Raw genomic sequence first — 9102 nt, 5'->3', positions numbered from 1 at the left:
CGTGGTCTACGATGCGGAGGACGTGCCCGATCCGGGCCAGCTCCGCGCCGCCGCGACGCGCTTTGCCCGCGCCTCCCGCACCACCGCCTGCCTCCAGGGCCGCCTCGTCATCGACAACATGGCGGATGGCCGCCTCACCCGGTGCTTCGCCATCGAGTACGCCGCCCTGTTCGACGTGCTGATCCCGGCCCTGGCCTCCTGGCGATTGCCGATTCCCCTGGGCGGCACCTCCACGCATTTCCGCACCGCGTCGCTGCGGGAGGTCCATGGCTGGGACGCCTGGAACGTCACCGAGGATGCCGACCTCGGCATCCGCCTCGCGCGGGCGGGCTACCATGTGGGCGACTTGGCCAGCGACACCCTGGAGGAGGCGCCGCGCACGCTCCGGCCCTGGCTGCACCAGCGCACCCGCTGGATGAAAGGGTTCCTGCAGACGACCCTGACCCATGCCCGCACGCCCCGCACGACCGCCCGGCAACTCGGCCCCCTGGGCACGCTCTGTGCCGTGGCGCTGGTGCCCGGCACGGTGATCTCCGCCCTCGCCTACCCGGTCCTGATGGGGCGGGCGGCCTGGGACTTCACCCACTTCGTCCTCAGCGGCCTGCCCGCCCCCGGCGGCTTCTGGGCGAGCCTGCCCACGGGCTCGGCGATCACACTTTTCGTCTCCGGCCTCCTGGCGATGCTGCTGCCGGCGGCGCTGGGCTGCGTCCGCCGCGGCTGGTTCGACTGCCTCGTCTTCGTGCCGCTGATGCCCGTCTACTTCCTGCTGGTCAGTCTGGCCGCCTGGGCGGGGCTGATCGAACTCGTCCGCGCCCCGAACCGCTGGAACAAGACCGAGCACGGCCTGGCGCGCACCTCACGCAGCGGCGCTATGCGGGTGGGCTGCGAGCCCTCAGGTCAGATCGAGCATCGCCAGCGTCTCGGCGACCCGCCGGCGCGCGTCCCCGGCGAGCGGTAGGATCGGGCGCGGCGGTGCCGTCCGGCAGCGCCCGAGGAGTTCGGCGCAGGCATAGATCACCCGCAGGCTCGAATAGGTGCGGAACAGCTCCCAGAGCGGGTCCAGCCGGGCGTTCAGGCGGCGCGCTTCGGCGGCATCCCCCGCTTCGACCGCCCGGACGATCGCCATGGCGGGCTCCGGAAACAGCCCGGCCGCGACGCTGTACCAGGCCGCGCCGCCCGCCAGCAGCGCCTCGACCGCGTTCCAGTCGACGCTGGACCCGAGGGAGAACCCGTCCGGCACGGCGGCGCGCAACCCCGCGAACTGGCCCGCCACCTCCGCCGGCTCCGGGGCCGGGCTCTTGATGGCGACGATGCCCGGCACCCGGGCGAGGCGGCCGACGAGGGCCGGGGTGAAGCGGAAATGGGTGGTGCCGGGATTGTCGTAGAGGCAGAGCGGCAGGCCCGATTCCCGCGCCACCGTCTCGCAATGCACGAACACCTCGTCCTCGGTCAGCGGCGTGTAGGACATCGCCGCGAGGAGCCCGGCCTCGGCCCCGGCGCCCTTCGCGTCCTGGGCCAGCCGCACCGCCTCGTCGGTGCGCAGGGCGCCGATTCCGACGAGGAGCGGCACGCGGCCCGCCACCGCGTCCACGGCGGCCTCCACGGCCCGGCGGCGCTGGTCCCGCGCCAGGTACGCATAGGTGCCGGTGCTGCCCAGCAGCCCGATCGACCCGACGCCGGCCGCGACCAGGGGGTGCAGGAGAGCGCGAAGGGCGTCGACGTCGACCGCGCCATCGGCGTTCGCGGGCGTGATCGGAAAGGCCGACAGGACGGTCATGATCGCTCCGGGGGCTCTTTCGGGAGGCGGTGCCTCCCGTGGACTTCAGGGTTGGGCGCTCACAGCATCTTGGCGAGTTCGGCCGCCGCCGCTTCGGGCGGGCGGGCGAGGTTCAGGGCGTTGAGGAAGCGGTTCTGGCCGTTCATCACGTAGACGAGGGCGGTGTGCTCCATGGTGTAGTCGCCGTCCTTGGTCGGCACCTTGCGAACGTAGGCCCGGTAGGCCTTCACCGCCGCGTTCACCTCGTCGGCCGAGCCGGTCAGGCCGACGATGCGCGGGTCGAAGCTCGCCAGGTAGGTCTTGAGGGCGGCCGGCGTGTCGCGCTCGGGGTCGACGGCGATGAAGAGCGCGCGGGTGTCCCGGCCCTTCGGCCCGAGGGCCTGGAGCACGTCGCCGATCTGCTGCAGCGTCGTCGGGCACACGTCGGGGCAGTGCGTGAAGCCGAAGAACACGAGGTGCGTCCGGCCCGCATAGTCGCGCTCGGTGACGCGCTGCCCGTCCTGGTTGGTCAGGGTGAAGGGGCCGCCGACGCTGCTCGTCCCCACCTCCTGCTTCGGCGCCAGCACCACGAACGCGGCGATGCAGAGCCCCACGAGTCCGACCACGAAGGCGAAGATGGGCAGGAATGTGCGACGCATGGGAAACGGCCTTGCGGTCGAGGGATATGGCGGCCTCAAGATCACAGGCGTCGCCCCCGGGCAATCCGTTAAACCGTCGCCATCGGATGCGTCGCCGGCCGGGCTCAGCTCCGTCGCGGTTCGGGCTCGTCCGCGCCCGGCTCTCCCCGGCGCCGTTCGTCCGCCAGGGCCGCTCTCTCGCGCCGGAGCGGCCGCCCGACCGGGCAGGCCTCCTGCACGAAACCGTTGAGGGTGTTGAGGAGGCTGTCCTCCACCTGCCGGTAGAACACGAACTGCCCGCGCTTCTCGCCCACGATCAGCCCGGCCGATTCGAGCACCGAGAGATGCTGCGAGATCGAGGGCTTCGACATGGAGAACCGCCCGGCGATCTCCCCCGCGCTGAGCTCGGTATGGGCGAGATAGGCCAGGATCTTACGGCGCACGGAGGAGGACAGGGCTTCGAAGACGCGCTGCATGCCGATGAGTTAGGCGATGAACTAACCATTGACAAGCGTCGAAGCGTTGGAGATTAGTTTATTGCCTAAATAACGAAGCGGGTTTCACCGTGACCGATGCGCCGCCCTGCACCTCGACCCTTCGGATGATCGCCGAGGCGGACACCTCCGCCACGGAGGGGCACCTGGAATGGGCGCCGGCCAAGTCCCTCTGGATCACCGGGATGGCGGTCACGGCCCTGCTCCTCGGGCCCATCCTCGTCACACCGGGCGCCGTGGCGCTGTTCGCCGCTACCACAATCGTCACCCTGTGCGCCGGGCACTCCGTCGGAATGCACCGGCTCCTCGTCCATCGCAGCTTCTCGGCCAGGCCCTCGGTCGAATACCTGCTGATCTATCTCGGAACGCTGGTCGGCATGGCCGGGCCGGTGGGGATGATCCGCCTGCACGACATGCGCGACTGGGCGCAGCGGCAGGCGGCCTGCCACGACCTGCATGCCAACCGGCTTTCGATGCCGCGCGACGCCCTCCTCCAGATGCACGCGCGCCTCGTCCTGGCGCACCCGCCGCGCTTCCACCTGGAGCCGCGGGTCGGGGAGGATCGGGTGCTCCGCTGGCTGGAGGCGACCTGGATGCTCCAGCAACTGCCGTGGGCCGTGCTGTTCCACGCGGCGGGCGGATGGGCGTGGGTGGTCTGGGGCATTCCCGTCCGCATCGCGGTGTCGCTGACCGGACACTGGCTCGTCGTGCATCTCACCCACCGCGACGGCCCTCAGGGCTGGGTGGTCGAGGGCGAGTCGGTCCAGGGGCACGACCTGCCGGCCGCGGCCTGGCTCACCTTCGGCGAGGCCTGGCACGCCACGCACCATGCCTGGCCGGACTCGGCGCGGCTCGGCACGGAGCCGGGCCAAGCCGATGCGGGCTGGTGGCTGCTGCGGGGGCTCGAGCGCCTGGGCCTCGTCTGGGACCTGAAGCAGCCGAGCAACCTGGAGCCGCGGGCCGGGGTGCGCCGGCTCGGACCGGGGGCGGGCAGGACATGATCGGCGCTCTGGGATCCTGGCCTATCGCGGTGCGGATCGCGATCTCCGGATTGATCGGTGTGACCGCGTCGATGCTGCTGCTCCTGGCCGACGGGATTGCCGATTCTTCGATGTCGATCGGATCGACCGCTGGCGCTGTCCTGCGTCTCGTCGCCATGATGATCGCCCTCCTGCCGGTCGGACTTGTTTTCGTCAGCCCGCTCCTCATCATGGCGATCGTCGCCGGCGTGCTGCTGGAGCGCCGGATCGAACAGCGCCTCCTATCGTGGAGCCTCGCGGCACCCGTCATCGTCTGGGGGTTCGTCTGCGTGATGAGTGCCCTGCTGGGGCAGGATCGGGATTTCCCCATGCATGGTTTCCGCGATCGCTTTATCGTGACGATGCGTGATCCTGGAAATCTGGCGATCCTCTTCGGTGCCTTCGTCGCGGGCTTGGCCTTCTATGTCCTCTCGGCGATGCGACGCGCCCCGACGGCAAAGGCTGCCGGCAAGACCCCGCGTCCGTGAGCGCGAGCCCCCTGCCCTCAGATCGCGAGCTTGCCGGGCTCGAGGGCGGCGACGGCCGCCCGGGCGCCCAGGCGGCGCAGGGCCTCGCCCACCATGAGGAGCGCCGGTCCCTCGTGGCCGGAGGCCTCGACGCGGTCGGCGAGGTCGGCGGCGTCGGCCTCGACCACCTGCTGGTTCGGGCGGGTGGCGTTGAAGACGAGCAGCGCCGGGGTCGTCGGCGCGAGGCCCTCGGCGACCGCCCGCTCCAGCAGGACACGCAGCGTCTTCTTGGGCATGTAGACCACGGTGGTGACGCTCGGATCGGCGAGCGCGCCCCAGTTCAGGTCCTCGGGCAGGGCCCCGCGCCGGTCGTGGCCGGTGACGTATTGCAGGCGCCGCGCCGCGTCGCGGTTCGTCAGGGAGACGCAGAGCGAGGCCGCCGCCCCTTGCGCCGCCGAGATGCCCGGCACCACGCTCACCGGGATGTTGGCCGCCCGGCAGGCGTCGATCTCCTCGCCCGCCCGGCCGAACACCAGGGGGTCGCCGGATTTCAGGCGCACCACCTGCTTTCCGGATTTCGCGAGCTGCACCATCAGCGCGTTGATGTCGTCCTGGCGGCAGGACGGGCCGTGCCCGGTCTTGCCCACCAGCATGGTGCGGGCCTCGCGCCGGGCGTAGTCGAGGATCTCGGGCGCCACGAGGTCGTCGTACAGGATGACGTCGGCGTTGCGCAGAGCGCGAAGCGCCTTGAGGGTGAGGAGCTCGGCATCCCCCGGGCCGGCGCCGACCAGCGTCACCGCCCCGCCCTTCGGCGCGGCCTCGGTCTCCCCCAGCAGTTCCGCGAGATCCGTGGCGGTCGGAGCCCGATCCGGCTCGGCGAAGGCGCGATCCGTGAAGCGCTCCCAGAAGGCGCGGCGGTCCGAGAAGCCGTGGAAGCGGCCGGTGACCTCCTCGCGCCAGTCGCGGGCGGCGCCGATCCAGGCCTTGAACCCGCGCGGCAGCATACCCTCGATCCGGGCCCGCACGGTCTGGCCGAAGACCGGGGCGGCGCCCTCCGTCGAGATGCCCACCACCATGGGCGAGCGGTTCACGATGGCGCCGAACTTCACGTCGCAGAGATGCGGCCGGTCGACCGCGTTGACGATGGCGCCGGTCTTCCGGGCGGCGGCCACGAAGGCGATGCAGTCGTCCTCGTCCTCCATGGCGCCGATGCAGAAGGCGGCGCCCTTTAGGTCGTCGGCGTGCCACTGGCGCGTGTGCAGGGTCACGGAGCCCGCGACGATCTCGCCCGGCACGGCGCGCAGCTCCTCGCTGGGCTCCGGGGCATAGACGTCCACGTGGGCGCCCGCTGCGGCCAGCAGCTTCACCTTCCAGGGGGCGCCCCCGTTCGAGCCGGCCAGCACCGCGCGCTTGCCCTGGAGCGGCACGAAGACGGGCAGGACGGCCAGCGGCTCGAGGCCGGCCGGCCCTGAGCCGCGCGTCGATTCGGTGCCGGCGGGCCGGGTTTCACGGGGCTGACGGGGTGTGCTCATGGGGCTCGGAAGTGGGGATCGATTCGGCCGAAAATGAGCCTATGCGGCGTTGCGTGCAAGCGCTTCGGGCAGAAGCTTGCGGATCTCGGGGATGCAAGAGCCGCAATTCGTGCCGGCCTTGCAGGCGGCGCCCACCGCCTCGACGGTGCCGGCGCCGGCCGCGATGACGCCCGTGATGACGTCGAGGCCGACGCCGTGGCAGGCGCAGACGGTCGGGCCGGCTGAGGCGGTCTCGGCGCGTCCCGACAGGAGGGAGCGCCGGGCGGCAGGCTCCGGTTCAGCCTCGGCGAACAGCGCCTTGGCCTCCTCCCAGCCCGGCCGCGCCTCGGCGGGGCCCAGCGCCAGGCAGGCGACGAGGCGGCCGGACTCGTAGACGGCGCAGCGGTAGCGCCCGCGCGCGTGGTCGGCGTACTCGGCGAGGTCGTGGCCCTGGAACAGGCCGCGCATCATCAGCGCCACGGCGCGGGAACTCTCCTGCGTGGCGAATTGCAGGCCCGAGCCGCCCTGGATCGTGGCCCGCGCCCACCACCAGCCCTCCGGCAGCCCATGCTCGCCCCGGGTCAGCAGGAAGCCGCGGTTGCGGTAGGGGACAGCCGCGATGGCGGCCGGCGTCGCCTTCAACTCGGGCTGGCCCGAGACCGGATCGGGCACGCCCCGCACCAGGGCGCCGACGCGGGCATCCGAGGCGGTGGCGGCACTCCAGTGGAAGGCGGCGAACAGGTTGCCCGGCCGCACGGCGTCGGTGACCATGGTCTCCAGGGTCGCGGTGCCGTGCGGCGTCGCGATCCGGGCGAGGTCGCCCTCCTTCAGGCCGAGCGGGGCGGCGTCGTCCGGGTGGATCTCCACGAAGGGCACGGCGCGGTGGGCCGAGAGCCGCTGGCTCTTTCCCGTGCGCGTCATCGTGTGCCAGTGGTCGCGCACCCGCCCCGTGTTGAGGACGAGGGGGTAGGCCTCGCTCACGCCTTGCGCGAGCGCCGGAGCCTGCACGGCGACGAAGCGGGCGCGCTTGTCGAAGGTGTAGAACTGCCCGTCGGCGAAGAGCCGGGTCTTGCCCTTGCCCCGCTTCGGCAGGGGCCATTGCAGCGGCGGCGTGGCCGCGTAGGCGGCATCCGCGATCTCGCTCACGGCGCCGAGGTCGAAGTCGCGGCTGCCGTTGTTCTCGAAGGCCGAGAGCGCGGCGTGCTCGCGGAAGATCGCGGCGGTGCCCGAATAGCTGAAGGCTTGCGCATGGCCGAGGCGCTTGGCGACGTCGCAGACGATTTGCCAGTCGGCCCGCGCCTCGCCGGGGGCCTTGAGGAAGCTGCGCTGGCGCGAGATCCGGCGCTCGGAATTCGTCACCGTGCCGTCCTTCTCGCCCCAGGCCAGGGCCGGGAGCAGCACGGTCTTCTTGCCCGTCGCCCGGGCGCTGTCGCTGTCGGCCACCGCCTCCGAGACCACGTAGAGGTCGAGGCCCTTCAGGCTCTCGCGGATCTGGTTCGCGCGCGGCATTGACACGATGGGGTTGGTGCCCATCACCCAGAGCGCCTTGATCTTGCCGCGCTCGATCGCCTCGAACAGGGCGACCGCTTTCATGCCCTCGCCGGTGATGATGTTGGGCGCCCCCCAGAAGCGGCGCACCCGGTCCACCTCCTCCGGCGCGAAGTGCATGTGGGCGGCCAGCATGTTGGCCAGGCCCCCGACCTCGCGCCCGCCCATGGCGTTGGGCTGGCCCGTGAGGGAGAAGGGCCCCGCGCCGGGCAGGCCGATGCGGCCGGTGGCGAGGTGGCAGTTGATGATCGCGTTGCCCTTGTCGGTCCCTTGAGCCGACTGGTTCACCCCCTGCGAGAAGGCGGTGACGACGCGCTTCGTGCGGGCGAACAGCTCGAAGAACCGGGCCACGTCGGCCTCCGACAGGCCGGTGGCGGCGGCGGTGGCGGCGACATTCGGCGCGATGGCGCGGGCCCGCTCCAGGGCGCCGTCCAGGCCGCTCGTGTGGTCGAGGACGAAGCGGTAATCCAGCGAACCGGTGCTGGCGAGGTGCGCCAGCAGGCCGGAGAACAGGGCCGTGTCGGTGCCGGGCTTGAGGCCGAGGAAGAGGTCGGCCTCCTCCCCCGTCTGGGTCCGGCGGGGGTCGATCACCACCAGCTTGGTGCCGCGTTTCGTCCGCGCGTCGACCATGCGGCGGAACAGGATCGGGTGGCACCAGGCGGTGTTCGAGCCGACCAGCACGATGAGGTCGGCCTCGTCGAGGTCCTCGTAGCAGCCCGGCACGGTGTCCGAGCCGAAGGCGCGCCGGTGGGCGGCCACCGCGCTCGACATGCACAGGCGCGAGTTGGTGTCGACATGCGGCGTGCCGAGGAAGCCCTTCGCGAGCTTGTTGGCGACGTAATAGTCCTCGGTCAGCAACTGGCCCGAGAGGTAGAACGCGATCGCGTCCGGGCCGTGCTGCTCCGCGATGCGGCGCAGGGACCCCGCCACGGTGCCCAGCGCCGATTCCCAGCTCGTGCGGGCGCCGTCCACCTGCGGATGCAGCAGGCGGTTGTCGAGGGAGAGCGTCTCGCCCAGCGCCGAGCCCTTGGAGCAGAGGCGCCCGAAATTGGCCGGATGCGCGGTATCCCCGGCGATCTCCGCGCCGCCCTCCCCGTCCGGCGTCGCGAGCACGCCGCAGCCGACGCCGCAATAGGGGCAGGTGGTCTTCACGGGGGCGGCCGGTGCCTGGACGTGCGCGTTCATGGCGGGATCCTCGGCGGTTTTCTATGGTCGTGGATGGAGGCAAGAGACGGGCCGAGGCGGACCGCCCACCCTCTCCCCTCTGCGGGAGAGGGTGCCTGCGGAGCAGGCGGGAGAGGGGCCGCGCGACCAATTCGGAAAGGGCGGTGCTCCCCTCTCCCGATCCGCATGCGCGGGCCACCCTCCCCCGCAGAGGGGGGAGGGTTTCGGCGTGCTAGTACACGTCGGCCTGATAGCGCCCGGTCTTCTTCAGGTGGGCGAGGTAGGCCACGGCCTCGTCGGGGTTCTTGCCCCCGAACTGGCCGGCGACGTCGATGATCGCCCGCTCCACGTCCTTGGCCATGCGCTTGGCATCGCCGCAGACGTAGAAATGCGCACCGCCCTCGAGCCACGTCCACAATTCGGCGCCGGTCTCGCGCATGCGGTCCTGGACGTAGGTCTTCTCGGTGCCGTCGCGGGACCAGGCCAGCGACAGGCGGGTGAGCAC

Annotated in this window: 8 protein-coding genes and 1 pseudogene; 3 read left to right on the top strand and 6 right to left on the bottom strand. The window is 71.7% G+C overall.

Features of this window, described 5'->3' with window-relative positions:
• The coding region (locus K2X24_RS02765) for a glycosyltransferase family 2 protein (RefSeq protein WP_292494420.1) at positions 1–958 on the top strand (958 nt) is incomplete at its 5' end.
• Here K2X24_RS02765 and K2X24_RS02760 read toward each other — a convergent pair.
• From K2X24_RS02760 to K2X24_RS02750, 3 genes are all read right to left on the bottom strand, one after another.
• Positions 893–1777, bottom strand: a complete 885-nt coding sequence (locus tag K2X24_RS02760) for a dihydrodipicolinate synthase family protein (RefSeq protein ID WP_292494418.1) — start codon at positions 1775–1777, stop codon at positions 893–895. The two genes, K2X24_RS02765 and K2X24_RS02760, sit on opposite strands and share 66 nt — an antisense overlap.
• A 59-nt stretch (positions 1778–1836) precedes the next feature.
• Positions 1837–2415: an SCO family protein gene (locus K2X24_RS02755; protein WP_292494416.1), complete on the bottom strand. Its 579-nt coding sequence runs from the start codon at positions 2413–2415 to the stop codon at positions 1837–1839.
• A gap of 104 nt (positions 2416–2519) precedes the next feature.
• A complete protein-coding gene (locus tag K2X24_RS02750) occupies positions 2520–2870 on the bottom strand; it encodes a metalloregulator ArsR/SmtB family transcription factor (RefSeq protein WP_292494415.1) in 351 nt (116 codons plus the stop codon).
• Between the two features lie 89 nt (positions 2871–2959).
• Between K2X24_RS02750 and K2X24_RS02745 the strand changes: the two genes are divergently transcribed.
• Positions 2960–3889, top strand: coding sequence for an acyl-CoA desaturase (locus K2X24_RS02745; RefSeq protein ID WP_292494413.1), 930 nt, complete (start codon positions 2960–2962; stop codon positions 3887–3889).
• Positions 3886–4395: a hypothetical protein gene (locus tag K2X24_RS02740; protein WP_292494411.1), complete on the top strand. Its 510-nt coding sequence runs from the start codon at positions 3886–3888 to the stop codon at positions 4393–4395. The genes K2X24_RS02745 and K2X24_RS02740 overlap by 4 nt, the downstream gene beginning before the upstream one ends.
• Positions 4396–4412: 17 nt before the next feature.
• Here K2X24_RS02740 and cysG read toward each other — a convergent pair whose 3' ends face one another.
• From cysG to K2X24_RS02725, 3 genes and pseudogenes are all read right to left on the bottom strand, one after another.
• The gene (gene cysG / locus K2X24_RS02735; protein WP_292494409.1) at positions 4413–5906 is read right to left on the bottom strand and encodes a siroheme synthase CysG; all 1494 of its coding nucleotides are present in this window, start codon (positions 5904–5906) and stop codon (positions 4413–4415) included.
• Between the two features lie 39 nt (positions 5907–5945).
• Complete coding sequence (locus K2X24_RS02730; RefSeq protein WP_292494407.1) at positions 5946–8618, bottom strand: nitrate reductase; 2673 nt, start codon at positions 8616–8618, stop codon at positions 5946–5948.
• Between the two features lie 211 nt (positions 8619–8829).
• Positions 8830–9102 (bottom strand): annotated as a pseudogene (locus K2X24_RS02725) (sulfite reductase subunit alpha); the annotation flags it as partial.

The sequence above is a fragment of the Methylobacterium sp. genome, from assembly GCF_019750675.1.
In the GTDB taxonomy this organism is placed as follows: Bacteria; Pseudomonadota; Alphaproteobacteria; order Rhizobiales; family Beijerinckiaceae; genus Methylobacterium.
This window is presented reverse-complemented; position numbering and strand designations above follow the sequence as displayed.